This is a genomic window from Chryseobacterium sp. HR92 (assembly GCF_045689405.1).
Taxonomy (GTDB): domain Bacteria; phylum Bacteroidota; class Bacteroidia; order Flavobacteriales; family Weeksellaceae; genus Chryseobacterium; species Chryseobacterium viscerum_A.
Genome location: NZ_CP139139.1, coordinates 3,263,158 through 3,288,531, shown reverse-complemented (window position 1 = coordinate 3,288,531; position 25,374 = coordinate 3,263,158). Strand labels below are relative to the sequence as shown.

Annotated in this window: 29 protein-coding genes and 1 tRNA gene; 19 read left to right on the top strand and 11 right to left on the bottom strand. The window is 36.2% G+C overall.

The window, feature by feature from the left end:
• Window positions 1-147 precede the first annotated feature (147 nt).
• Window positions 148-648 carry a hypothetical protein gene (locus SFA27_RS14705; RefSeq protein WP_407293074.1) on the top strand — a complete coding sequence of 167 codons (501 nt, stop codon included), beginning with the start codon at window positions 148-150 and terminating at the stop codon, window positions 646-648.
• A 96-nt stretch (window positions 649-744) separates the two neighbouring features.
• On the opposite strand, the gene SFA27_RS14700 is transcribed toward SFA27_RS14705, so the two are convergent.
• A complete protein-coding gene (locus SFA27_RS14700; protein ID WP_407293072.1) occupies window positions 745-1,146 on the bottom strand; it encodes a nuclear transport factor 2 family protein in 402 nt (133 codons plus the stop codon).
• 238 nt (window positions 1,147-1,384) lie between these two features.
• Between SFA27_RS14700 and SFA27_RS14695 the strand changes: the two genes are divergently transcribed.
• From SFA27_RS14695 to SFA27_RS14685, 3 genes are all read left to right on the top strand, one after another.
• Window positions 1,385-3,535 (top strand): TonB-dependent siderophore receptor, encoded by a 2,151-nt coding sequence (locus SFA27_RS14695; RefSeq protein ID WP_407293070.1) that lies wholly within the window; start codon window positions 1,385-1,387, stop codon window positions 3,533-3,535.
• A gap of 219 nt (window positions 3,536-3,754) precedes the next feature.
• The gene (locus tag SFA27_RS14690) at window positions 3,755-5,029 is read left to right on the top strand and encodes a PepSY-associated TM helix domain-containing protein (protein WP_407293068.1); all 1,275 of its coding nucleotides are present in this window, start codon (window positions 3,755-3,757) and stop codon (window positions 5,027-5,029) included.
• The gene (locus SFA27_RS14685; protein ID WP_407293066.1) at window positions 5,013-6,065 is read left to right on the top strand and encodes an alpha/beta hydrolase; all 1,053 of its coding nucleotides are present in this window, start codon (window positions 5,013-5,015) and stop codon (window positions 6,063-6,065) included. Before SFA27_RS14690 ends, SFA27_RS14685 begins: the two co-directional genes overlap by 17 nt.
• A gap of 387 nt (window positions 6,066-6,452) precedes the next feature.
• Here SFA27_RS14685 and SFA27_RS14680 read toward each other — a convergent pair whose 3' ends face one another.
• Window positions 6,453-7,499: a hypothetical protein gene (locus SFA27_RS14680; RefSeq protein WP_407293063.1), complete on the bottom strand. Its 1,047-nt coding sequence runs from the start codon at window positions 7,497-7,499 to the stop codon at window positions 6,453-6,455.
• Window positions 7,500-7,502: 3 nt separating this feature from the next.
• A complete protein-coding gene (locus SFA27_RS14675) occupies window positions 7,503-8,357 on the bottom strand; it encodes a hypothetical protein (protein ID WP_407293061.1) in 855 nt (284 codons plus the stop codon).
• A gap of 69 nt (window positions 8,358-8,426) precedes the next feature.
• Here SFA27_RS14675 and SFA27_RS14670 point away from each other — a divergent pair, with 69 nt between their 5' ends.
• From SFA27_RS14670 to SFA27_RS14630, 9 genes are all read left to right on the top strand, one after another.
• The gene (locus SFA27_RS14670; RefSeq protein WP_407293059.1) at window positions 8,427-8,945 is read left to right on the top strand and encodes a Crp/Fnr family transcriptional regulator; all 519 of its coding nucleotides are present in this window, start codon (window positions 8,427-8,429) and stop codon (window positions 8,943-8,945) included.
• 53 nt (window positions 8,946-8,998) lie between these two features.
• Window positions 8,999-9,544: a DinB family protein gene (locus SFA27_RS14665; RefSeq protein WP_264518304.1), complete on the top strand. Its 546-nt coding sequence runs from the start codon at window positions 8,999-9,001 to the stop codon at window positions 9,542-9,544.
• 40 nt (window positions 9,545-9,584) lie between these two features.
• Window positions 9,585-10,097 carry a methylated-DNA--[protein]-cysteine S-methyltransferase gene (locus SFA27_RS14660; protein WP_264518303.1) on the top strand — a complete coding sequence of 171 codons (513 nt, stop codon included), beginning with the start codon at window positions 9,585-9,587 and terminating at the stop codon, window positions 10,095-10,097.
• A 98-nt stretch (window positions 10,098-10,195) separates the two neighbouring features.
• A complete protein-coding gene (locus SFA27_RS14655) occupies window positions 10,196-10,960 on the top strand; it encodes an isocitrate lyase/phosphoenolpyruvate mutase family protein (RefSeq protein WP_407293057.1) in 765 nt (254 codons plus the stop codon).
• Window positions 10,961-10,962: 2 nt separating this feature from the next.
• Window positions 10,963-12,006, top strand: a complete 1,044-nt coding sequence (locus SFA27_RS14650; RefSeq protein WP_407293056.1) for a bifunctional transcriptional activator/DNA repair enzyme AdaA — start codon at window positions 10,963-10,965, stop codon at window positions 12,004-12,006.
• Window positions 12,007-12,216: 210 nt separating this feature from the next.
• Window positions 12,217-12,819 carry a DUF2911 domain-containing protein gene (locus SFA27_RS14645; RefSeq protein WP_047376735.1) on the top strand — a complete coding sequence of 201 codons (603 nt, stop codon included), beginning with the start codon at window positions 12,217-12,219 and terminating at the stop codon, window positions 12,817-12,819.
• 3 nt (window positions 12,820-12,822) lie between these two features.
• Entirely contained in the window at window positions 12,823-13,350 is a 528-nt protein-coding gene (locus SFA27_RS14640; RefSeq protein ID WP_047376734.1) for a GNAT family N-acetyltransferase, read from the top strand.
• The gene (locus tag SFA27_RS14635) at window positions 13,347-13,718 is read left to right on the top strand and encodes a cupin domain-containing protein (protein WP_407293053.1); all 372 of its coding nucleotides are present in this window, start codon (window positions 13,347-13,349) and stop codon (window positions 13,716-13,718) included. The genes SFA27_RS14640 and SFA27_RS14635 overlap by 4 nt, the downstream gene beginning before the upstream one ends.
• Window positions 13,719-13,906: 188 nt before the next feature.
• The gene (locus SFA27_RS14630) at window positions 13,907-14,287 is read left to right on the top strand and encodes a PEGA domain-containing protein (RefSeq protein ID WP_047376732.1); all 381 of its coding nucleotides are present in this window, start codon (window positions 13,907-13,909) and stop codon (window positions 14,285-14,287) included.
• 64 nt (window positions 14,288-14,351) lie between these two features.
• Here SFA27_RS14630 and SFA27_RS14625 read toward each other — a convergent pair whose 3' ends face one another.
• The 3 genes from SFA27_RS14625 to SFA27_RS14615 all read right to left on the bottom strand — a co-directional run bounded on the left by SFA27_RS14625 (window position 14,352) and on the right by SFA27_RS14615 (window position 16,342).
• A complete protein-coding gene (locus tag SFA27_RS14625) occupies window positions 14,352-15,095 on the bottom strand; it encodes a dienelactone hydrolase family protein (RefSeq protein WP_407293050.1) in 744 nt (247 codons plus the stop codon).
• Between the two features lie 63 nt (window positions 15,096-15,158).
• Window positions 15,159-15,770, bottom strand: a complete 612-nt coding sequence (locus SFA27_RS14620; RefSeq protein WP_264518298.1) for an HAD family phosphatase — start codon at window positions 15,768-15,770, stop codon at window positions 15,159-15,161.
• Between the two features lie 140 nt (window positions 15,771-15,910).
• Window positions 15,911-16,342, bottom strand: a complete 432-nt coding sequence (locus SFA27_RS14615) for a type I restriction enzyme HsdR N-terminal domain-containing protein (RefSeq protein ID WP_264518297.1) — start codon at window positions 16,340-16,342, stop codon at window positions 15,911-15,913.
• A 7-nt stretch (window positions 16,343-16,349) separates the two neighbouring features.
• Between SFA27_RS14615 and holA the strand changes: the two genes are divergently transcribed.
• The 3 genes from holA (at window position 16,350) to SFA27_RS14600 (ending at window position 19,380) form a co-directional block, all read left to right on the top strand.
• Window positions 16,350-17,387: a DNA polymerase III subunit delta gene (holA, locus tag SFA27_RS14610; RefSeq protein WP_264518296.1), complete on the top strand. Its 1,038-nt coding sequence runs from the start codon at window positions 16,350-16,352 to the stop codon at window positions 17,385-17,387.
• A gap of 229 nt (window positions 17,388-17,616) precedes the next feature.
• A complete protein-coding gene (trxB, locus tag SFA27_RS14605) occupies window positions 17,617-18,558 on the top strand; it encodes a thioredoxin-disulfide reductase (protein ID WP_264518295.1) in 942 nt (313 codons plus the stop codon).
• Between the two features lie 444 nt (window positions 18,559-19,002).
• Window positions 19,003-19,380 carry a VOC family protein gene (locus SFA27_RS14600; RefSeq protein ID WP_407293046.1) on the top strand — a complete coding sequence of 126 codons (378 nt, stop codon included), beginning with the start codon at window positions 19,003-19,005 and terminating at the stop codon, window positions 19,378-19,380.
• A 394-nt stretch (window positions 19,381-19,774) separates the two neighbouring features.
• On the opposite strand, the gene SFA27_RS14595 is transcribed toward SFA27_RS14600, so the two are convergent.
• Complete coding sequence (locus SFA27_RS14595) at window positions 19,775-20,626, bottom strand: hypothetical protein (protein ID WP_047376725.1); 852 nt, start codon at window positions 20,624-20,626, stop codon at window positions 19,775-19,777.
• Window positions 20,627-20,841: 215 nt separating this feature from the next.
• Between SFA27_RS14595 and SFA27_RS14590 the strand changes: the two genes are divergently transcribed.
• The 3 genes from SFA27_RS14590 (at window position 20,842) to SFA27_RS14580 (ending at window position 22,775) form a co-directional block, all read left to right on the top strand.
• A complete protein-coding gene (locus tag SFA27_RS14590; protein ID WP_047376724.1) occupies window positions 20,842-21,054 on the top strand; it encodes a hypothetical protein in 213 nt (70 codons plus the stop codon).
• A 141-nt stretch (window positions 21,055-21,195) separates the two neighbouring features.
• Window positions 21,196-21,280 (top strand) — tRNA-Ser (locus tag SFA27_RS14585).
• Between the two features lie 202 nt (window positions 21,281-21,482).
• Window positions 21,483-22,775, top strand: a complete 1,293-nt coding sequence (locus SFA27_RS14580) for a hypothetical protein (RefSeq protein WP_407293044.1) — start codon at window positions 21,483-21,485, stop codon at window positions 22,773-22,775.
• 61 nt (window positions 22,776-22,836) lie between these two features.
• On the opposite strand, the gene arsB is transcribed toward SFA27_RS14580, so the two are convergent.
• The 4 genes from arsB to SFA27_RS14560 form a co-directional block, all read right to left on the bottom strand.
• A complete protein-coding gene (arsB, locus tag SFA27_RS14575) occupies window positions 22,837-23,871 on the bottom strand; it encodes an ACR3 family arsenite efflux transporter (protein WP_264518293.1) in 1,035 nt (344 codons plus the stop codon).
• Between the two features lie 2 nt (window positions 23,872-23,873).
• A complete protein-coding gene (locus SFA27_RS14570; protein ID WP_407293040.1) occupies window positions 23,874-24,485 on the bottom strand; it encodes a low molecular weight phosphatase family protein in 612 nt (203 codons plus the stop codon).
• A gap of 19 nt (window positions 24,486-24,504) precedes the next feature.
• Window positions 24,505-24,978: a DUF6428 family protein gene (locus tag SFA27_RS14565; protein ID WP_407293038.1), complete on the bottom strand. Its 474-nt coding sequence runs from the start codon at window positions 24,976-24,978 to the stop codon at window positions 24,505-24,507.
• 61 nt (window positions 24,979-25,039) lie between these two features.
• The gene (locus tag SFA27_RS14560; RefSeq protein WP_047375646.1) at window positions 25,040-25,369 is read right to left on the bottom strand and encodes a helix-turn-helix transcriptional regulator; all 330 of its coding nucleotides are present in this window, start codon (window positions 25,367-25,369) and stop codon (window positions 25,040-25,042) included.
• Window positions 25,370-25,374: the final 5 nt, after the last annotated feature.

The following is a 25,374-nucleotide window of genomic DNA, read 5'->3' as shown; positions in this document are numbered from 1 at the left end:
TGCAAATAGTTATTAACCTTTTTTATTATACCAGCTTAAAAATTGCATTATTTTTACCGAATTATTTATAAATTAGAGCGTTAAAATTCAGGCTGTTATTATTATTTAAAATAACTAATAAAAACTCCACCAAACCAAAATATAACCATGGCAGAATATTACGCAAAATCAAGCAATTCTTTATCTTTTGAAGTTACAAAAGAAGAAAAATTAATTGGAAAACTTACTTATACAAGCTGGTTTAAATTTAATGCGGCCATTGAAATTGCAGGTGGACAAACCTATCAGATAGAGCCAAAAGGTTTTTGGGGAACCACTATTGAGCTGAAAGATCATGAAAGAGTACTTCTGAAATTCAGAATGAACTGGAATGGGGAAATTGTGGTTCAGACCTATTTTGATGGGATTAAAAATGGCTATCTTTTTAAACACAGAGGTATTTTTAAAGAATCATTTGTCCTTACAGATCAGGAAGGGGTTGAGCTGATGATTATAAAACCCCATCTTAAATGGACTTCCCTGAATTATGAATACCAGATTACTACATCTGATGCTTTTGAAACCTTTCCGGAAAACGAGATTGTTTTAATTAATGCTCTGCACTGCGCCAATTATTATATGTCGATGATAGCATCTGCCGTGATTTAAAAGATAATTTTAAACCTTAACAGAAATGTCATTCTGACGCAGGAAGAGTCTCATTAATGATTTATAAGTTGTTATTAATAAGATAAATATTTTTAACTACTTATCCAAAGCCTTTGAAACTGCCAGACTATCTTCCAGCAGTCTGTAGCGAGTAATTTTATTATTTTGAATATGCATCTGAATACAAAATAAAGACTCTACAATATTACCTGTTGCAAGCATTTTTGTTGCAAATTCTCCCGTAATAACAGCATTTTCAGCATCATTGAAAATATGGTCTATTTTAGCAGAAACGGGTTCTGTATTTTTCCATAATAGTTCAAAAAAATCGGATACTTCTTGTTTATTATTTCTGATGCCTAGCCAGGGCGCTTGTTGTTCATTCCCAGGTATATACCAGTCTACTGTATCAGAAAACAGGTTTGTTAATTCTGCCAGATTTCTTTCCGAAAGAAACTGAAGAAATTGCTGCGTGGTTTCTTGGATGTTGTTGCTCATTGTAATTTATAATCAAGAATAGGATTTATATAAAGGTCTTAAGATAAGGAAAATATAAATCCTAATTACCAGAAATACAATTTTTCAGAAGAGATAATCAATAGTTGTATCATTATAGATTTTAATAAACTCTTTATTGATGGGCTATTTAATAAAGTAAGTTTTATGATTTGCATCATGTTTTTATTTAGAATTAATAAAAATAATATAATTTTGCCAAACTAACTTAATTATAAACATGAAAAAAACAATTATTTCTGCAGCTCTATTAGCCGTAACAATGCTGAGTGCCCAGGAGACGGATACGATTAAAGTGGCTGAGATCCAGTCCGTATCGCTTCAGGGAACCCACAATTACAGAACGAAAAAATCTGAATCAATTGCAAGACTTCCTCTGGAAAACCTTGAAAATCCTACCGTTTACAACTTTGTTCCCAAAGAAATCATCAGTGAAATGGGTGCAATGGATTTCAACACAGCGATGGCTTCTGCTCCCGGTGTAGTAGTAAGCAACAGTGTTAATGACAGTGGAAATGATATTTTCATGAGAGGATTCAGTTCCAACGCAAGTTTCAGAAACGGACTGGTCCAAAATCCAAGAGTACAGTCCGAGATCGCTAATATCGAGAGAGTAGAAGTAATTAAGGGACCATCCGGAACCTTATTTGGAGGAACACTAGCCAATTATGGAGGTGTTGTAAATATTGTGACTAAAAAACCACAGGAAAACTTCGGGGGAATTATCAATTATACCACCGGAAGCTGGGGAATGAACAGAATTACAGCAGATGTGAATACTCCATTGAATAAAGAAAAAACAGCATTGGCTCGATTCAATGTTGCAGCATATTCTCAGGATTCTTTCCAGGATGCGGGTTATAACAAAGGATTGTTTTTCTCAGGAAGTGTTTTGTACAAAGTAAGCGACAAAACCACAGTAACACTTGATACCGAGTTCCACGCTCCGGATAAAACATTGAATGCTTATGTAAGAAACTCAGAAAAACTGACTTTACATTCAATGAAGGACCTGGAAGTAGCCTATAAAAGAGCCTTTACAAGTAATGATATCGGTTCCAAAAGAACCAATTTTGTGACGATGGCAGAGGTTACTCATAAATTCAATGACCAATGGACCTCAAGAACATCTTACCAAAGAGGGGAAGCGAATGAAAACGAATCTATCTTTTTAGTGCTTAGATATCTTAATAATAATCAGGTAGAAAGAATGATCCGCCCTTTCGACAGCTTTAAAGTGACCACAGATAATATCCAGCAGAATTTCACAGGAGATTTTAAAATAGGAGGCTTAAGAAACCGCCTCGTTGTGGGAATAGATTATTTCCAGCAAAGAACAAAATATCAATTCCCATACTATGAAGCCAACGGATACAGCAATGTTTTCATGCCTTATGACAAAGTGAATCTCGACAGTTCTTCAGCGTGGGATCCTATCTCAAGAAACAAATTCATGAACAAAGAAAGAAAATCCACAGAATCTGATATCACAACATTTAGAACTATCAGTGGTTATATCTCTAACGTTTTGAATATCACAGATAATTTGCTGGTAATGGCCAGTTTGAGAGTTGATAGCTATAAAAATGATGATACGGTTGTAAACGGTGTAGAAATTTCTACGAAAAACGGTTATCCGGAAAATAAGGTTACAGGGTACAGTCAGACCCAGTTTTCACCAAAATTCGGATTGGTTTATGAAATTATAAAAGATCAGATCTCATTCTTCGCCAATTATGTGAATGGATTTAAAAACTATGCTCCATCACTGAATGAAGTCGGTGTTTTAACAAAATGGGATCCGGAACAGGGAAATCAGATTGAAACAGGTTTTAAAGTAGATCTTTTCCATAAAAAATTACTGACAACGGTGAGCTATTATACTATTAATGTTAAAAACAGACTGGTTGCAGATCCGGGTGGGATTGGAAGTATTCAGGATGGTAATATCAAAAGTCAGGGATTGGAAATAGGCATTATTGCCAACCCTTTCAGAGGATGGAATATCGTTGCCGGATATGGATATAATGATAACAAATATGATGACCGAAGCAAAGACAGCGGAAAAAGAATCGCCTGGACTCCAAAACATGTAGCTAACCTATGGACAAGCTACAAAATTATGGATGGTGTTTATGAAGGACTTGGTTTCGGAGCCGGATTTAATTTTGTAGACCAAACTTACATCAACATTGTGAACCATTTTCTTGCTCCATCTTATACAACAGTAGGCGCCACTATTTTCTATGACAAGAAAAAATACAGAATCGGTCTGAAAATGAATAATGCTTTGAATGAAAACTATTGGAACTTCTACGGACAGCCACAAAAGCCAAGAGAAATCCTTGCCAATTTTGCCTTCAAATTTTAATGATTAAAAAACAAAAAATAATCTCAACGAAAATATAAGGATGAAAACCGCAAAGGTGCAAAGCTTTGATTTATAATACATACCTATTTCTGATGTCTTCAAATATGCTAAAGTAAATGGCAGCAGGAATAACTCTTTTCACTTTACAAACATGCCGTTATAAATTTTCTTGCGCCTTTGCATTTTCTGCAATTACATTCTTGAGTAGATGAAAACGATATGGAGAATAAAAAAACTAATCCTAAAAAAAAGCAGGGGAAATCCCTTACCAAAAGGATCACTGGCTGGCTGCATCTCTGGCTCGGACTGGTTTCCGGAATCATTGTGCTTACCGTTACACTTTCGGGGACTGTATTTGTCTTTTGTGATGAAATCATAGACCTGTGTGGCGGAAATGCTAAATACGTTCAGGCGCCGGCTCATGCTAAAAAAATGACACCTGAAGAATTGCTTGCCCGGTTTCATCAACAGGTTCCGGACAGAAAAGCATTCTATTTTGATACTTATAAAGAAGCAGACAGGAGCTTTAGAGTAGCATCGGCAACGAAACCGCCTAAAGATAAAAACGCAGATAAAGCAGAAAAATCAAAGAAGAAAGGTCGTGGCCCAAGAGGAGTATTTGCCTATCATTATCTTGATCCTTACACCGGCAAAGTCATAGGTTCTACAAAAAGCTACGAGTTTTTCTATGTTGTAGCACATATTCATGCCCAGTTGCTGGCAGGGAAGTTCGGGAAAACCGTTGTCGGAATTGCGTCAATCATCTTTTTTGTCCAGCTCATCAGCGGATTGATTCTTTGGTGGCCTAAAAAATGGAACAAAACAACGAGAACAACAGCTTTTAAAATCAAATCAGGAACAAAATGGCGTAGGAAAAACTACGATTTTCACAATGTTTTTGGGTTTTATTCATTACTTCCGGCAGTATTTATTACCATTACAGGACTGATTATGGCCTATGAAGTTTTAACAAATCTTACCCAGCAGGCTTTCGGTGGGGCTGTGGATGCCCATACCATTACAGAAAAATATGAGCCGAAATTTGATTCTGAGAAAAAAGCTTTGTCATATACTGATTTTGTAGACAGAAAATTCAAAGAGTTTCCCGATGCTAAGCAGTTCAGAATGAGTATTCCAAGAAATGATTCAGCAACAGTCTATCATGTGGTTGCAGCTCAGTTTATTGGCTTAAAAAGCCTTGTCAACGGGAAAAGTATGGAAACGAACAAATACACAGGAAAGGAGATTGATTATCCTAAAGAAGTTCAGATGCATGAAGTGATTGAACATATGAATTTTGATCTTCACGTAGGATACTGGGGCGGAATGTTCGGTAAAATATTCACCTTTATCATCGGAATAATCTGTACCAGTCTCCCGATCACCGGATTTCTGATCTGGTGGGGACGAAGAAACAAATCACCCAAAAAGAATAAAGAAATTAAAAATATTCATCAACACAGAAAAGATTCACACCATGAACAATTTGTTTAAAATTATATTCCTCCCATTATTTTTTCTCTTCACATTGGGAAAAACTCAGGAAAAACTGACGATAGGAGAGAAACAAAACCTATTTTCAAAAGTTTTAAATGAAAACAGGGAAATCTGGGTTCACCTGCCTAAAACTTATAACGATAATACAATCAGCCCTGCAAAATATCCGGTGATCTATCTCTTAGACGGAGAAATCAATTTTGAATATTATACAGGATTAACGGATTTCATTGCCAGAACTCCGTATGCTGATATTCCGGAATGTATTGTAGTAGGAATTAAAAATACAGAAAGAACAAGAGATCTTACTCCTACAAAATCTGAAAAGAAAAGTCCCGTAAATCCTGCTCTTACTCTTTTTGCAGACAGCGGAGGAGGTGAAAATTTTGTGAAATTCATGCAGGAGGAACTTAAGCCGTTCATCAGTAAAGGCTACAGAACTCAGGACTATTCTGTGTTGGTAGGGCATTCTTTCGGAGGATTGTTTGCCATTAATACATTTCTTTTACATCCTGATTATTTCAACGCCTATGTTGCTAATGATCCGAGTTTATGGTGGGATAACAAAATCACGATTTCAAAAGCAAAAGACTATTTAGAAAAGAATAAAAAGTTTCCTGCAAAGAAATCCTTATATGTTTCTCAGGCAGATAATGAAGAACAGCAGAAAAACTGGAATTCTGATATGACTCAGGCCATTGAAGAATTTAAAGGGATCATAGACAAAAATGGATCTCTGAATTATAAACATAGTTTTTTCACAGGAGAAACTCACGGAACTGTTTCCTATCCCGGAAATTACGAGGCTTTAAAATTCGTATTTAAAGGCTTCAGAACAGATATAAAACAGTTATCCAAAAATCCAAAACTGCTGGAAGAAGATTATAAAAAGTTTTCCGAAAAAATGGGAGCAGATTTTACTCCTTCAGAAACTTATCTGAATGTAGTGATCAAATTCATGAAGAGTAATGGTTTCAAAGAATCCGAAACTTATTTTATGAATCTGAAAAACAAATATTATTCTAAGAAATAGTACCCAAAAAAGCAAATCCGTTCATCAACAGATTTGCTTTTTTTATATATCTTAATTCTAAATTAAGTTTTGGCTAAAGCTAATGGAATGTTGATGAAAAGTAAAAACGGGCTAAAGCCCGTTCCTATTGATTGTTTTTCTCGCAGATTTTGTTGGTTGAGTAGATTTATTCTAAAAGCCTATCCACCCAATTTGTCATTCCGTAGGAATCTAAATACTGTATTTAGCCTTATATGGAAAAGAATTAAGGCATTTTTGGGATTGGAATTGACTTTTATGGATTAGAGTGTTGATATTAAGAGTATAGATTCCTACGGAATGGACAACTAAGTGTATAATTGATTATTCCGGTAGAAACCTAAATAGATTCTTTTTAAGAGCCCTTTGTTAATGCCTGTTATCACAATTGATCGGAAAATCCTTCTCCGTTTTATCTAAAAAACTAATGGAAGGACAGCCAAAAGACTGGGCAATAAACCCAAAAATAACAGGAGGTTTTCCTTTAAAAAGATGACCTGTCCATTGGGAAGCATTGACTTCATCGGCATCTATTCCATAAAGAGGTCTGAATTCTCCACCATCACTTCCTGCAAGACTAAATGTCTTCTCAGCAATCTTTTCTTTACGATCATTGGTAATGACTAATTTACGTTCTACAGTATTTCCTTCTTCAAGATAATCCTGCAGATAATAGGTCATATTTTCATACTGTGCCTGATAAGTCTTTCCCTGAATCAATTTTGAATGGGTAAAGTATTTTTTTGGAATATCTGTGCCTGCTTTTTGCCATTTTACAGCTTTCATTTTATTTTCCACAAAAGGGTTTTTATTCCCAAAATAGGCGATGGCATTATCGTATTTATCATAGTCTGTTATTTTTTGATGAGTCTCCACCTGAAAACCAAGCATGTAAGAGTCCGGATCTACCTCTTCACTGTCAGACATATAAGGACTTAAATAAGCAACTGCTTTTAATTGGCTGACAGGCTTTTTTTGAAGCGTATTAGACTGATAATTATAAATATACAGGGAATCATTTTCCGTGAGATGAATTCCATTAAGCAGTTTCTTTCTGCTGGGAGCATCCAGTTCAAAATGCTGTAGTTCTTCAAAAGACATCTGCTTCTGATCTTTAATGATATCCGCAGGAATAGGCTGAACACCTTTATAAATATCCGAAACAGAAATGAAAATATCCACATCAGAATCTTTTTCTGCTGATGAAATGGTAGACAGGCTGAAAATATTAAAATTGGTGTAATCTATTTTCTCTTCAGTTTTTGTAAGTTTTATAGAATCATTTGTGGTTTTTGTTTCTGTGGTAGCTGTTTTCTTCTCTTCTTTCTGACAGCTCACAATAACGAGTTGAAAACATAAAAGTGCAGCAGCAGTTTTGATCTTCATTCTCTTTCTTAATAGCAGGGTATTTATCATATTTTAATTCATTTTGTAATAAGGCTCTGAAAAGTATTTGCTGGGTTTTATATAAGCCATCTTTCTCTCAGCATCAAAGATCCATATGAATCTGCGGAGCATATCGGCACCGAGATAACTGACATTTTGTGTTTTAAGTTCTCCTGAGAAAAAACCTACGGAAATATCTTTAAATGTATTATTTCCCAACTTAAAAAAAGGGAGAACGGCCTGTTTGGTAGTTAAAGTTTTTCCTTCCGAATTTTTCAGCGTTTTCTCTCCGGTTACCTTTAGTTTTTTATCCAGATGCTTTTCTTCAGCGAATTCGTTGCTGTAAAGAACTGCTCCTGAAAATCCGGATTGCAGTACAAAATATGCTTCCTGCTGCTGGTCGCCGTCAATAATATTATCTGCTGCAAGATAAAACCCATCATGGTCTAAGATGATATTGACAGGCTGGTAGCCTTTCAGATCTGGCATTTTATTATACATCACAAATTGATTGTTGTCGTAATCAATTTTAAATACTTTCCCTTCAAAAATTCCGGTTCCTATCTTTCCGTCTGCTTCATGCCCGGTTAATTGATTATCAAAAAAGCGCACATTTTTCTGAGTGATTTTCCCAATTTCTATGATATTATGATCACTGATTTCGTCTTTGTTAAAAACAATATGATCCGCTTTCCGCTTTCGTTCGGGGGAAATTGAACAATCCTTCATTGCAATCTGAAACATCAGATCCAGTGAATCTTTCTTGTTGACGAGGGTTTTCACAATGATATTATTGTGTTTTGTAATCCGGAAGGGGATGGTTTGTTGTGCTTTCATACCATAAAATCCGGCAGAAAGCAGTATGAAAAGTACTGTTCTTTTGAGCATTATCAGTGATTAGTGTTTTAAAACTTTAAAATTACCTATTATCTTTGGAAAAGCAAATAATAAAATGAAATGGTTGAACAATTGCTTCAAAGCGTTATCTATTGGGAGAAGAAAGAATTCAAAAGAAATGAGTTCCTGAAGATTTCGGGCAGTACTGATACCTCTATTTATTTTATTGAAAACGGCAGTGTCCGGATCTTTATGATGGATGAAAATGAAGAAAGGATTATTCGTTTCGGATACACCGGAAATATTATTGTCAGTCTGGATTCCTTTTTATCGGGAAAATCTTCGGATCTTTATATTCAGGCGATTAAGAAAACAACAGTAAGAATCGCTTCAAAAAATGATTTTTATGAGTTTATACAATCAGATGAGGAACATATGAAATTCTGGATGAATATTCTGGAAGATTTGGTATTGCAGCAGCTCGAAAGGGAAAAAGATTTACTCATCAATGCTCCGGGAGAACGTTTTGAGAGGGTTTTAAAACGAAGTCCGAGGCTGTTTCAGGAAGTTCCCAATAAATACATTGCCAATTATCTGAGGATGTCGCCGGAAACTTTATCAAGGCTTAAAAAATCTTGAGTTCAGTCAAGATTTAAGAATGATCTGTTCAGGATATTTGCATAAAAAACGTAATGAAAATTTCAACCTTAGCATTATTAAATGAATTAAAGGACAGAACCAGCCAGCATTTAGAATATGCACAGACCCTCACCCTAAAAACAGAAGAAGAGCTGAACTTCAGAACTTCACAGGATAGCTGGAGTACATTGGAATGTCTGGAACATCTCAATCGCTACGGAAATTTTTATATTCCTGAAATCAGCCGCAATATTTCTTCTGCCGGGAAGTCTCCCCAACCTTATTTTAAGCCTGGAATTCTTGGGAACTATTTTGCAAAAAGTATGCTTCCCAAAGAGAAACTGAATAAGATGAAAACGCTTAAAACAATGAATCCTATCCACAGCAAATTGAATAAAGATGTAGTAGATACATTCATAAAACAGCAGGAAAGAATGCTTGAATTATTGGAAGCAGCACAGGATGTTGATCTGGAAAAAATAAAAACGAGTATAAGTATTTCAAAGCTGATCAAGCTTAAGCTGGGAGATACTTTCCGTTTTGTTATTTACCACAATCTAAGACATATTGGGCAGATAAAAAGAATTTTACCCCATTAAAAAGAAGCTATGATTTCCAAAAAAGCTTAATTTTAAACTAATGGAAATTATACATCAAAAAAATATATCAACCCCACTGGGAGAAATGATTGCCTGTGCCGTAGATCAGGGAATCTGTCTGCTGGAATTCACAGACCGGAAGAATATTGAAAAACAACTGAAGGCATTATCAAAGGTTTTGAAAGCTGAAATTGTAGTGAAAGAACATCCTCATTTCAGACAGCTGGAAGAAGAACTGAAAGAATATTTTGAAGGAAAAAGAAGTCATTTTGAAGTTCCATTGTTTACTACAGGAACAGAGTTTCAGGAAAAAGTCTGGCAGCTTCTCCGTGAAATTCCGATGGGACAAATAAGAACGTATAAGCAGCAGTCAGAAATATTGGGAAATCCAAAGGCGATACGTGCCGTAGGAACAGCCAACGGAATTAATAAAATTGCCATTCTAATCCCTTGTCATCGGGTGATAGGTTCAAACGGAGAGTTGGTGGGTTATGCCGGTGGTATCTGGAGAAAACAAAAGCTGCTGGAGCTTGAAAAAGCTATTTTATTTTAAAGCTGAAGTTCCAATTCAGAAAATTATTGAAAAAAATAGATGTTCATTTTTCGGTTGTAAAACACGCTGCAATCTTTCTAATTTTGAATAAAAAAATTATGATCAGTTTTAAACAGTTACATCATGATGAAGAACCATTACTATTGGGTAATGTATGGAATGTAGAAAGTGCAAAAGTATACAAAAAAATGGGGTATAAAGCATTGGCAACCTCAAGTTCGGCAGTAGCACTTAGCTTAGGATATGAGGACGGAGAACAGATGACTTTTGAAGAATATTTTTATATGATTAAAAGGATCAAAGCTTCTGTTTCAATTCCTTTATCTGTAGATCTGGAATCCGGATATGGTCATGAAACTGATACCGTAGTGTCCAACATCATGAAGTTGATAGAAACAGGAGTATCCGGAATTAATATTGAAGATACATCCGTTATTGACGGAACCCGAAAGTTGACAGACAGAAACGTTTTTAATGAAAAACTGAAAGATATTTTTATAAAACTGGGTGAAAGCAGAGATAAAGTCTTTATCAATGTACGCACGGATCCCTTTTTATTGAATATCGAAAACGCGCTGGAAGAAACTCTGGAGAGGATAAAATTGTTTGAAGCGCTTAATGCTGATGGCGTTTTTATTCCTGGAATGACTTCTGAAAATGATATCAGGACCATTACAGAAGCTACTTCTCTTCCTGTGAATGTAATGTGTCTTCCTGATTTACCAGATTTTGATAAGCTTAAAAAACTAGGCGTCAAAAGAATTACTTCAGGTGCTTTTATGTATAGACATATCTACAGAGAGCTTGAAAAAGCAAGTCAGAAGATTACAAATGAAAGAAGTTTTTCACCATTGTTTATTTAATCATGGAACTCACAGAAAAAATAATGTACGAGGCATCTTATACTAAAGATGTTTCATTTGAAGGGATATTCTGGATGGGCGTAAAAACCACGGGAATATTTTGCAGACCTACCTGTACAGCACGGAAACCTAAATTTGAAAATGTAGAATTTTTTTCCAATACCAAAGATGCGATGCTAAAAGGCTATCGTCCCTGTAAAGTATGCAGACCCCTGGAAAATCTCAACGCAACACCACCGCATATTAAGGAATTACTGAAGGAAATTACCAATGATCCTACATTGAAGCTTAAAGATTATGATCTTGTAAAAAGAGGATTGGAGCCTGCAACAGTCCGCAGATGGTTTCTGAAACATCATGGAATAACTTTTCATGCTTTCCAGAGAATGTCAAAACTTAATACAGCATTTAAAAAACTCCAGCAGGGAAAATCGGTTACAGATGTAGCATTTGATACGGGGTATGACAGTCTGAGTGGTTTTAATGAGAGTTTTAAAAATATTTTTGGGGTATCTCCTAAAAATAATACGACGGAAAAGATCATTGATCTGAAGAGGATAGAAACTATGCTGGGAACCATGATAGCATGTGCCGATGAGCACGGGATCTGCCTTCTGGAATTTTCTGACAGAAAAGCGCTTCCCACAGAGCTGAAAAGTATCTCGGAACATTGTAAAGCTAATATTATTCAGGGAGAAAATCCTAATTTTGATACTCTGGAAAAAGAGCTGAAAGAGTACTTTGAAGGAAAAAGAACCGAATTTACCGTTCCTCTTTCTCCGGTAGGAACCGCTTTTCAGAAAGAAGTCTGGAATATTTTACAGAAAATTCCTTACGGAGCAACAAGAAGCTATCAGGAACAGGCTGATATTCTGGGAAATCCTAAATCTGTAAGAGCAGTAGCTAATGCCAATGGCCTGAATAAGATATCCATTATAATACCTTGTCACCGTGTGATTGGAAGTAATGGACAGTTAACGGGGTATGGCGGAGGAATCTGGAGAAAACAAAAATTACTGGAATTGGAAAAGGCTATTTTGTTTTAGTATTTTTTTTAATATTTTTTCATTCAATCCAGCTGATAAAAGGAAAACTGATTAAAAAGAAGTAAAATCTTCAATGACTTGATATTGATTTTAAAAAAGGATTTGGCCGGAATAATATGTTAATAGAAAAATATCGGTAAAACAAAAATTAACGAAGTTTGGGAAAGATATTTCGTTCTGAATTTTGTAATTTTAAGCAAAAATTTACACGTGAAAAAGTTATTAGCAGCAGTTTGCATTTCAGTTTCAGCATTCAGTTTTGCCCAGGATTATTCTGTGCCGGCAGCAAGCCCGCGTCAGAAAGTGGAGCAGCAGTTTTCAATGTCCAAGATCTCTATCGACTACGGAAGACCAGGAGTGAAAGGGCGTAAGATTTTCGGAGAATTGGTTCCTTATGGTCAGGTTTGGAGAGCTGGAGCGAACTCGTCTACAAAAATTACTTTCGGACAGGCCGTTAATTTCGGTGGGAAAATGGTGCCTGCAGGAACTTATGGATTATTCATTGTTCCTACAGAAAAAGAATGGAAAGTGATTCTGAATAAAGATTTCCAACAGTGGGGAGCTTATACTTATGATCCTAAACAGGATGTAGTAGACGTTACCGTACCAGTAAATAAACTGACAGACAAACAGGAGTGGTTTGAAATCACCCTGAATCCTACAGACGAGAACACAGGAAACCTGGTAATCAAATGGGATATGGCTCAGGCAGAAGTTCCTTTGAAGCCATCAAAATTAGACACTGTGATTAAGATTTCTGACAAATTGAAAGAAATCAAGAAAATAGAATCAGATTCTACTAAAAAGAGCTAAACAATGAATTTTTCTGTTCAGCCTGTTTTAGAGAATGAAGAATTTCAATTAATTCCCTTGCAGCAAGGGGATTTTGAATCTTTATATGAAGTAGCTTCCGATCCCAAAGTCTGGGAACAGCACCCAAGCAAAGACCGTTATAAGAAAGAGGTTTTTGAAAACTTTTTTACTGGAGCTATGGAGAGTAAAGGTGCTTTCAAAATTATTGAGAAAGCCTCCGGAGATGTATTGGGAAGCAGCCGTTATTATGATTTTGATGAAGAAGATAATCATATTTTCATCGGGTATACTTTCTATGGAACAAAATCATGGGGAAAAGGAATCAATCCTCAGGTTAAAAAACTGATGCTTGATTATATCTTCCAGTTTGTAGATAAGGTTCATTTTCATATCGGAAAAGAAAATTTTCGTTCACAGACAGCATTGGAAAGACTTGGAGGGAAAAAAATTGCTGAAGAAGAGGTTGCTTATTTTGCTGAGCCTACAAGAACCAATTTTGTATATGAAATCACAAAAGAAGCCTGGGTATGAAAAAATATAAAATTCAACAATCACCATTTGTAGTCCCTACTACAGACGGAAAATTGATAGAAGAACATTGGGGGAACTCTACCGGAAATTCTAATGTTTCTATTGCTCATATGGTGGCACCTTCGGAATGGAGCGAGCCTCATCAGACCCCTGAATTTGATGAATTTACGTATATTATTTCAGGAAAAAAACAATTTGAAATAGATGGTGAGACTGTTACTCTGGAAAAAGGCCAGAGTATTCTTATTGAAAAAGGAGCAAGAATCCGCTACAGTAATCCATTTTCAGAACCTTGCGAATACCTTGCTATCTGTCTGCCAGCATTTTCTATGGAGCTGGTCAACAGGGAAGAGGAAGGAGTAGATTAAGGAAATTTTTAAAATATAGAAAAGGCAAATCCATAGATTTGCCTTTTTTTATTGGATGTTAAATTAGAGTTATTTTTTTGAGATGCCCATGAATTCTATATTTTATTAAAGTTTTTTCAAAATTGATATTAATTGTTTTAAATTATTTTGTAAGTTCGCGGACTTAAAAAAATGAACTAATTAAATACATGAAAAACAAATTATCAATTGTGCTGTCACTAGGTGTCGTACTTTCTACTACTTCATGCGCAACTATTTTTACAGGAACTCAGGATTCAATAGCTTTTTCTTCAAGCCCTGAAGGCGCAAAAGTATTTCACAAAGGAATAGAAAAATGTACAACACCTTGTACAACTAAAATCCCCAGAGCCTTGGGTAAGCAGATGGTGGCATTTGAAAAAGAAGGATTTGAGAAGAAAGAAGTGAAGCTGACAAAAAACTTTAATGCAGTAACTTTACTTAATATTATTCTGGGTGGTGCAATAGGAGTTGGTATCGATGCTGCAACAGGTTCTCTTACCAAATATTCTCCAAAAAAATATGACGTTGAACTGCAAGCTAAACCATAATTAAGCTAAAAATATAAAAGTAAAAAGGCAAATTCATTAATTCACGAATTTGCCTTTTTTATGCTTATTTCAAAATCTCTTTCAGGAACATCAGAGTGTGGTTCCATGCTCTTTTGGCCATGGTTTCATTATAATCCGGAGATTTGGGATCTGTGAAGGTATGTTTAGAATGGGCATACGTGATAATCTGCCAGTCGGAATTTCCTTCATTCATCTCTTTGATGAGGTTATTGTAATCATCTGGAGTTACTCCTCTGTCATCAGCTGGGTTTTCTACCAGGATCTTAGCAGTTAATGCTTCATTTTTTCGGCTCTGATCTCTTCCCAGACTTCCATGGATAGAAACCACTCCTGCAACTGGCAGATGTCCTCTGGCTGATTCTAATGCTCCGGTACCGCCAAAACAATAGCCAATAACAGCTGTTTTGTCAGAAATTGCTCCGTTTTTCTTTAGCTGTTCCAAAGCCAGGGAAATTCTTTTCTGGTATTCATTATAATTCTGTTTGTAGTATCCTGAACTTTTGGCAGCAGATTCATTGTCTGCAGGAATTTTTCCTTCACCATAAATATCAGCGATAAAGGCAATATAACCTTGCTTTTCAAGTTCAAGAGCAGCTGTTTTAGCTTCTTCATCAATCCCTTTCCAGGCTGGGAGAATAAGAACTCCCGGAAGTTTTTTGCCTGCATTGGAGGTAATCAGGCCATTCAGTTTCTGTACTCCGTCCTGATAGGAAACAGTTTTAAGTTTCTGACTGAATAGGGTGCCTGAAGCCATGATCATTGTAGTTAATAAGATGGAACGTATCATAATTAATTATTTGTGAATTAGTGATTGTAAAACAGATTAAAATTAAGAAAATATTTAAATGAGTTAAACGTCAATTCCAAATTTCTTCAATTCCTTTGCTAAATCGGTATCAGGAAAAACCTGAATGGTAATGAAACCCAGAGACTGTGCTACTTCAATATTCTTCGGATTATCATCAATGAAAACCGATTCGTCAGCCTTGATATTGTATCTTTCTAATAGAACATGCCAAATTTCAGGATCAGGTTTTATAAGCTTTTCGGTTCCTGAAACTACAATTTTGCCCTCGAATATCTGGAAGAAATCATAGTTTTCCAATGCATAAGGGAAGGTTTCTTCAGACCAGTTAGTGAGTCCGAACAGGTGATAATCCGTGTTTTTCAGTTTTCTCAGCACTTCTACATTTTGTGGGATCTCACTTTTCAGCATAACGGTCCAGTTGTCGTAGAAAGCCCGGATTTCTTTTTCCCATTCAGGAAACTTTTTTACCTGGATTTCTGTTCCTTCTGCAAGACTTCTTCCTCTGTCCTGTTCTACATTCCATTCATCCTGGGCGATATTTTGCAGGAAGTATTCCATTTTTTCGTTATCGTTAAAATAATCTTTGAAAAAATATCTCGGATTCCAATCCATCAGTACACCTCCGAAATCGAAAATAATGTTCTTGATTTTCATATTAATTGATATTGCTGTGAATCACCCCGTCAAAAAAATGAATTTTCGCCACTTTTTACGTTTTCAGTGGTAATAATTTATGAAAACGGAGTGTTTTGTGTTTTTACTTATTGTATATTTAGTCTTAAATCAGGCTTTATTTATTCTGGTCTGTAAAACTGATACTGTCCGTCTTTATAATACGCATTGATATGCTGAAGTCCATTGGTCAGGATGATTTCCCTGGCTCCGATAATTGAGTTATATCTGGCTGTCTGTTCGAATGTTTTTTCCGTTAATTTGATCTGCGGTGCTTTGCATTCTATCAGAATTATAGGTTCTGTTTTCTCGGTCACCAGGAGGTCAATACGTTTGGTCAGTCCATTCAGAACAATCTTTTTTTCGGTGATCAGGGCTGAGGTGGAATAGGATTTTACAGTAAGGTAATAATGTATCCAATGCTGCCTTACCCATTCCTCAGGAGTGAGCAGAAGATAAGTTTTACGAACCAAATCATAAATAAAAAACTTATCTTTGTCTTTCTTGAATTTAAAATCAAAAGTTTCCTGAAAATTCAGTTTTGGAAGTTCCATTAATAAGATGAAAGAATTAGATTTAATCCTCAAAAATATTAAAAATAAAGAAGTTTTACCTATTTATTTTTTCCACGGAGAAGAAGCCTACTTTATTGATGTTGCTGTGAAAGCCCTTGAACATAACTTTTTGGAAGAAGATGAAAAAGCTTTCAACCAAACGGTTACCTACGGAAAAGATACTTCTTATCAGGAAGTCCTTTCTCTGGCAAGACAGTTTCCGATGATGGGAGATAAGCAGGTGATTATAGTGAAAGAAGCTCAGGATTTACGATTCAATGAAGAAGAAAACAGAATTTTAGAATCTTATGTAGAAAACCCTGTTCCTTCTACAGTATTGGTTTTTGCACACAAGCACAAGAAACTGGACAGCCGGAAAAAGGCTGCTAAAGCTTTAGATAAAGCCAAAGCACTTTTTCTGAGCGAATCTGTAAAGGAAAGCAATCTTCCTAAATGGATTTCAGATGAATGTACAAAACTTAAGATCAATACTGCGCCCAATATTTCTCATCTTCTGGCAGAATATCTTGGTAACGACCTGTCAAGAATTGTCAATGAACTCAACAAATTAAAGATCATTCTTAAAGAAGGAGAAATCCTTGACGGTACCATTGTTGAAAATCATATAGGAATCAGTAAAGAATACAATATTTTTGAACTTCAAAAGGCTTTAGGAACCAAAAACGCCAATGCAGCCTTTAAAATTGCCCATTTTATGGGAAAGAATCCGAAGAACAATCCTTTTGTAATGATGCTGGCAAGCCTTTACAATTACTTTTCAAACGTTATTATCTACCAAACGATGGCTGGGCAGCCTCCACAGGCAATTGCATCCCAGATGGGGGTAAATCCTTACTTCATCAAAGATTATGCGGAAAGTGCCAGACTTTATCCTTTAAAACATGCCACAAGAGTCATTTCTATTTTACGGGAATTCGATATGAAAGGAAAGGGGCTTGGAGCTGTGAATATGGGGGAAGCGGAACTGATCAGAGAACTCGTATATAAGATCATCAATGTAGATAAGATTAAGATGAAGGTGTGAGGCGAGGTGACGAGATGCGGGGTATGCTAATTACGGGAAATGAAAACAGAAGTTTTTAATTTTTGTTACCCGAATCAAATAACTCGAACCCCGAACCCCACAAAAGTTACCATCGAAATTCAACATATCAGATATTGACAAGTATCATTAAAATAACTTTAAAAAGACGGTAAAAATTCCGAAATTAGCAGTCTTAATTCAAATTAAATCTTTTCGAACAAAGTAAATTATGGAGCAAAACATTTTAGATTGTGTGATCGTTGGATCTGGGCCTTCTGGCTTCACCGCTGCTATCTATGCAGCAAGAGCAGACTTGAAACCTGAATTGTATACAGGTTTGGAGCCGGGCGGACAATTAACCACCACCACAGAAGTTGACAACTTCCCAGGGTATCCAGCCGGGATTACAGGTCCTGAAATGATGATGGATCTGCAAAAACAGGCAGAAAGATTTGATACCAAAGTTCATTATGAAATGATCACTAAAGCTGAATTTTCTAAAGAAGTAGGCGGTGTTCACAAATTATATGCAGGAAACAAAGAGATCCTTGCAAAAACAGTAATCATCTCTACAGGAGCTACAGCAAAATATTTAGGTCTTGATGATGAGAAAAAATATGCAGGAGGCGGAGTTTCTGCTTGTGCTACATGTGATGGATTCTTTTACAGAGGAAAAGATGTAGTAGTAGTAGGAGCAGGAGATACAGCAGCTGAAGAGGCTACTTACCTTGCAAAACTATGTAAGAAAGTAACGCTATTGGTAAGAAAAGACGTTTTCAGAGCTTCAAAAGCAATGGTTCACAGAGTGGAAAATACTCCGAATATTGAAGTGAAATTCCACCATGAATTAATCGGGATTGAAGGAGAAAACAGCTTAGTAGAAAGAGCTGTGATCATCAACAACCAGACTCAGGAGAAATCTACAGTAGATGTTGAAGGAATCTTTATTGCAATCGGTCACAAACCGAATACTGATATCTTCGCAGGTCAGATAGATCTTGATGAGAATGGATATATCTTAACAGAGAAAGGTTCTTCAAGAACAAATCTTCCGGGAGTATTTGCTGCCGGGGATGTTCAGGATCATATCTACAGACAGGCTATTACAGCTGCAGGAAGCGGATGTATGTCTGCAATGGATGCAGAAAAATATTTAGCTGAATTACACTAATACTATTCAGTTTATACAATACAAAGCGTACCCGATGGGTGCGCTTTTTTCGTTTGTTTTTGTTGGAGAATCGCAAAGGGGCAAAGTTTTTCTATCTATTATGTATAATTTTAAGGCGTAAGAAAATCAAAGATTTTCAGCAAGAGATATAATAAGTATCCCGCAGATCAAGAAGATTACGCAGATTTTCCACTATCATCTGCGCAATCTGCAAAATCAGCGTGAGACATTTTACAGTATACAATTTTATCGGAGATAAAATCCTTGCACCTTATAAACGGTCTTTTTACTATTACTTGCGCCTTTGCGTTTTCCCAACATCTTCCATCAAACTTCAAGAAAAATCGTGAGAAAGCTAATGAAAACATTGATATATTTGTGAAATTGCAAAACGACTCGGAATTGCATGTAAGAAACTATAAACTGAACAAAAACGAATAAAAAATGAAAAGAGTAACCGCCATTGGAGGCATCTTCTTTAAGTGTAAAGACCCGGAACAAGTAAATGAATGGTATAAAACCCACCTGGGATTACCAACCAGCCCATACGGAGCCAAATTCGACTGGAAGGAAGCAGAATCTGATAAGAAAGGATATACACTATGGAGTCCTTTTAAAGAGTCTACCCAATATTTTGAACCTTCATCCAAAGAATTTATGATCAATTACCATGTAGAAAATATTGAAGCACTGGTAGAAGAGCTAAAGAAAGAAGGAGTAACCGTCCTGGATGAGGTGGCTACTTACGAGTATGGAAAATTTGTACATATTCTTGATCCGGAAGGAAACAAGATCGAATTGTTTGAACCGGCAGGGGAATAAAAAGCAGAGGATGCTGTGATTGAAAATCCGGTACTAATAAATATACGTAAAGCTTGTCATTCAGAGCGGGACAAAGTGAAGCGTGGAATCTAAATGTTTTAATAAGTTTAGATTCCTGCGGAATGATAAACGTTATGGATAAACAATCATTCAATTGTGTCATTTCATAGGAATCCAGCTGGCTTTAAACACAAAAATGCTGTTCTGACTCATACCCCAACTGAAGACGTAATTATTCCCATCCTCTGGAGGGGTGGCGAAAATTCAAAGAATTTTTGACGGAGTGGTTTTCCGACACATCTTCCATATTGTTTTTCCGGCGAAAGAAGAATCTCACACATCCAAAAGATTCTTCCTTCGTCAGAATGACAGTTGTACTATATTGTTATAATTCTTAATCCAAAATATAGATCTTTTTCTCTTTAAGGTTGAATCCCAGTTTTTTCCCCAGCCAGTTGATACTCGTCTTACCTTCATAAATAAGACCTTCCACAAAAGCAACTTTAGGCTTTTCAACACTAGCAAAAGGAGTAGAAACAGAGCCAATATTACCTGTATAAAACTTGGTGGTCAGATCAGGGTTGAATTCACTTTTCTTTTCTATCATTTGCAGGGTTTCTTTTTTGATGTCGAGCGTATTCATCAGGCGTTCACTCAGCCAAAAAGAATCTTTACCAGAGCCGGAATCCAGGAGAACATTAATCTTGTATTTATTGTTTAATAGCACATAAGTAGTAATATCCATGGATTGGTCTGCGTTGGTAGACAGTTGAATATCCATTACTTTTTTAGCATTCAGTTTTTCTTTAGGAAAGATAAGTTCATTGGTAGTATAATCGATGATAAATTCTGTGTCATAAAGCATGGGCAGGGAAATCAAACCATCTATTCCTTTGATTTCCATATCATGAGTGGAGTACCAGGTATCTTTAAACTTTTTACCATTAAAAATAATCTCTTTTGATTTGAAAAGGGGAATAGTCATTTTTTCACCGGTAGCCCGGAAAGCCGTCAGATAATTATAAGTCTCTTTTGGGCCGAGCTCTTTGGGGAAATTTCCCAGAAAAAGATTGATTCCTCCTCCGGTATCAAAGATAAAATTTCCTTTTTTGCCATCCACTTCGGCACCTACTACGAGGTGGCCGGAAGGAAGTACAGACATGGGCATTTTCTGGGCAAAAGCCATAGAGGAGAAAGCCATAGAGGCGGTAACCACCGTGTTTTTAATAAAAGATTGAGTAAACATTTGAAAAATAGTGTTATTAGTTTTTAATATTGGCATGAATTCTTACAAATATAAATTATAAAATGTAAAATCGGGAACTGGAAATCAGATAGTTTTATTATTCATGATTTGTTATAATATTTTTGAATCATTTCTAAAAGGCTTTCTGTTCATGGTAATAAATGGCTCATACTTAAAGGAAAATTCCTACATTTAGCAACTAATCAAAAAAGAATATGGAAACAAAAGTCATCAAAATAACGCATGTTACCGGGACCTACATCATTGAGGCTCCTCATGGAAAACTTAATGAACTGAAAAGCCAGCTGGACAAATGCCTGAACGATGAGCAGGGGGCTATTGTGGTAAAGGGAGAAGATGGAGATCAGTTTGTATATCCATCAGGCCTTTTAAAAAACAGTTTCATAGCAATTGTAGACAAAGAATAGATGACGTTTCAGGAAAAATAATTCCCTTGATTTCTAGCCTATTATTAAGTTTTGTTAAAATTTGTGTGGGAAAAGTTTTGCAGAAATTAAAAATCGTTCTATATTTGCACCACTGAAAACAACGGTATAGCCGGAGTTTAGGGAGAGTTGGCAGAGTGGTCGATTGCGGCAGTCTTGAAAACTGTTGACTGTAACAGGTCCGGGGGTTCGAATCCCTCACTCTCCGCAAAAACAGCCTTGAATCATTTGATTCAAGGCTGTTTTATTATGTATTCATGGCATGTTAACTTTATTCGATGGGATTGATTAAGTATTTATACTTATTTTAGTGGTCAAATAGAATATGGAAGTTCTATTTAAAAACTAAAGACAATGCATAAGGATGGTATTCCCATCCTCAATAGACAATAACCGCAAAGAATTCAACCATGAAGCAGACTCTTCTGACAATTTTATTTTCCGTGTGCGCGCTGAGCATAAAAGGACAAAAGCAGACGATTTCCCATGACAGCATTGCTGTTTATTTTAATGAGCTGAAAGCAGCTTCAAAGAAGAATATCCAGCTTTGGAATAAAGATTTATATGGTCCCATCATTTTAATAGATCCAAAAACCAGAGAATTATATGCCAATGAGCCAGATACAGAAGGAATTCTGAAGCACAATGGAACTATATACTCCGGAATTCTGCCCGCGAAGATTAATATTGCCAATACTGCGATCAATTGGGGTGGGAAAAGATGGGCTATGATCATGCTTCCCCTCACTTCCAACAGAAACAACAGAATCAATCTGCTGGCACATGAATCATTCCACAGCATTCAACCTTCATTGGGGTTTACGCTTAACAATGTAGAAAATAATCACCTTGATCAGAAAGAGGGAAGGGTTTATCTCCGGCTGGAACTTGAAGCACTGAAACAGGCTGTCCGGTCAACTTCAGAAAAAGAATTACAGAAACATCTTACCAATGCACTTACTTTCAGAAAATATAGAAATATACTTTATAAAGATTCGGGGAACACAGAAAACTTATTGGAGCTGAATGAAGGAATGGCTGAGTTTACGGGAATCATTGTGAGCGGAAGAAATAATGAACAGACAAAATCATTTCTTTTGAGCGGGATAGAGGATTTTATGAAGAATCCCACATTTGTACGTTCGTTCGCTTATCATACGACTCCTGTTTACGGATATCTGCTCTATCAGAGAGACCCAAGCTGGAACAAAAAAATCAGTGCAAAAACTGATCTGACAGATTATTTCATTAAAAGTTTTGGCATCAGGATTCCGGCTGTTCTGCAAAAGACAGTTGACAAATTATCCGGAGATTATAATGGCAAGGCAATTATGAAAGAAGAAGCTGAGAGAGAAGAAAAAACTAAGAAACTGATTGCGGAATATAAACTGAAATTCATCCAGCAGCCCCATTTTGAAATCAAATTTGAGAAAATGAATGTTTCTTTTGATCCCAGAAATATTGTGCCGCTGGAAGATAAAGGGACGGTATATCCTAATATCAGGGTTACAGATTTATGGGGTATTCTGACTGTTGAAAACGGAGCATTAATGAGTCCTAATTGGGATAAAATTTCAATATCAAATCCTGTGAAAATAGAGAATAAAAAGATATCGGGAGATGGCTGGACTCTTGAATTGACTGATCACTATACCGTAGTAAAGGATGAAAGCAACGGAAATTACAAACTATATAAGGACTAATATCATCCTGATAATAAAAGCATCACTGTTTTTGTGATGCTTTTCTTTTCAGTTTATTGGTTTATTCATGATACCATTTCCTTTTTAATAATAAACCAGCTTTTACCAGAAGTATTAATACCGGAACTTCTACCAGTGGTCCAATCACTCCTACAAATGCTTGTGGTGAATGAATTCCGAATACTGAAATTGCCACTGCAATAGCCAGTTCAAAATTGTTTCCGGTAGCTGTAAAGGCAATAGATGCATTTTTATCATATGGAATTTTTAACGCTTTATTGATCATGAAGCTTACGAAAAACATAAGAATAAAATAGATAATCAGTGGTACAGCTACCTTAACAACATCCATGGGTAATTCCAATATTTGGGAGCCTTTTAAGCTAAACATCAGTACGATTGTGAATAACAAGGCATACAGCGTAACGGGTGATATTTGAGGAATAAATTTTCTGTTGTACCATTCTGTACCTTTAGATTGTATCAGAAAATAACGGCTGAGAAAACCTGCCAGGAAAGGAATTCCCAGATAAATTAGGACACTTTCTGTAATATCTTTCATAGAAACATTTACATTAAAACTGGCCAGCCCCAGTTGATTGGGAAGTACATTGATAAACAGCCAAACCATAAAACTATAAGTAAATACCTGAAAGATACTGTTTAAAGCAACCAGCAGGGCTGCATATTCCCGGTTTCCTTTGGCCAGATCATTCCAGACGATGACCATAGCAATACATCTTGCCAGCCCGATAAGAATCAAACCTACCATATAATCGGGCTCATTCCTTAAAAAGAGGATCGCGAGACCAAACATCAGAACCGGACCGATGATCCAGTTGAGAAATAAAGAAACACCGATGGCTTTTTTATCTTTAAATACCAATGGCAGAAGAGAGTAGTCAACCTTTGCTAACGGAGGATACATCATAAGGATGAGTCCGATTGCTAATGGAATATTAGTAGTCCCTATAGACTGAGAATTGATAATAATAGGAATAGCCGGGAAAAAGTGTCCCAAAGCAATCCCTATACCCATGGCCAGGAAGATCCATAAGGTAAGATAGCGGTCAAGAAATTTTAATCTGGGCTGCATGATTATTTTTTGATTTTAGAAAAAACATAGAACATTTCTTCTGCAATTTGTAAACTTCTTTCTCTATATACTGCCGTTTGTTCCGGAGTATTGTCTGAAATTTTAGGATCTTCAAACGTAATCGGAATTCTTTTTTCCGCACCTGGAATAAACGGGCATCCGCCATCAGCCTGCGAACAGGTCATAATTGCTGCGAATCCTGAAACAGGATTGAAAGAACTGTTATATTTTTTGGAAAAACCTATAACAGGCAGGCTATTATCATTATACTTGATAGCATACACCGGATTTTCTGTTTCTGAAATATTGAAGACTGTAAAACCCTGTTCAGCTAAAGTTTCTGCTATCCTGGGAAATAATGCTGTTGTTTCCGTACCGCCGGAATAGCAATAAACTCCCGGAATCATAAAGAAGGCAGAAGCTGTCTGTGCCCAGATCTGAGCCAGATGGCTGCGGCGTGAATTGTGGGTACAGATAAAATTCAGATTGATTTCTTCTCCATCATTTACTTTTTGCTGGATGAAACTGATCAATGGTTCCATGATCTCTTTTCTATTGGTATCTATATTTTCCCATTTCAGAGATTGAACCGTATTTAATAATTCTTGATACATGAGATTTTAATAAAATTAATTAGCAGCATCCTGATCCCGGAGTGCAAGCTGATGCTGGTTTTGCAGATAATTCAGAAAGATTTTTCTTTTGTTTTTCGGAAGGAATTCCACAGGCTTCCTGGGCAAGACAGGCTGTTGTCTTATTTTTCAGGACGAAATTTTTACCATTAAATTCCAGATCATATTTACTGATGGTCTCTCCCTGATATTCTACTTCAATTTCTGAATCTTCTATTCCAAGTTTCTCTTCAGAAAGTTGAATGATGTGAAGCAGTTTCCCCGGTTTCAGGCGGTGTTCATAATCATCAGCATCCCATAGCTGGAAGTTGACTGCTTTCTCATTTCGGATTACGCCGCCGCAATCAATGAATTTTTTTACAATCTGTCCCACTTCCGTTACATGGAAATGCTCAGGAACAAAAGTGCCATTTTCCAATTGAAATTCTACATTTTCCAGTGTCGGAAGAATTTCTTTGATTTCTGATAGTTTCATGAGATTAAAATTTATTAGTGTTATATTGCAATATTACGATATTATTGTTTAAAAAAATGCCTTAGCAGCATTGTTTTATTGTGACATCCTGATTAAAAAACAGGTTAAACTCGTTTTGAAATTGTTTCCAGGTGCTTTCATTAATACAGTAGCATACAGATTTTCCTTCAATTGAACCTTTGATGATTCCAATATTCTTCAGTTCTTTTAAATGTTGAGAAATGGTAGCCTGAGCCAATCCAAGTTCTTCAACAAGATCATTACAGATGCAAGCTTTCTGATTGATGATATACTGCAAAATGGCTATTCTTGCCGGATGTCCCAAAACTTTAAGAAGTGAAGCCAGTTTATTTTGTTCTTCAGTGTAAATTTCGGTTTTAGTAACTCCCATTGCTT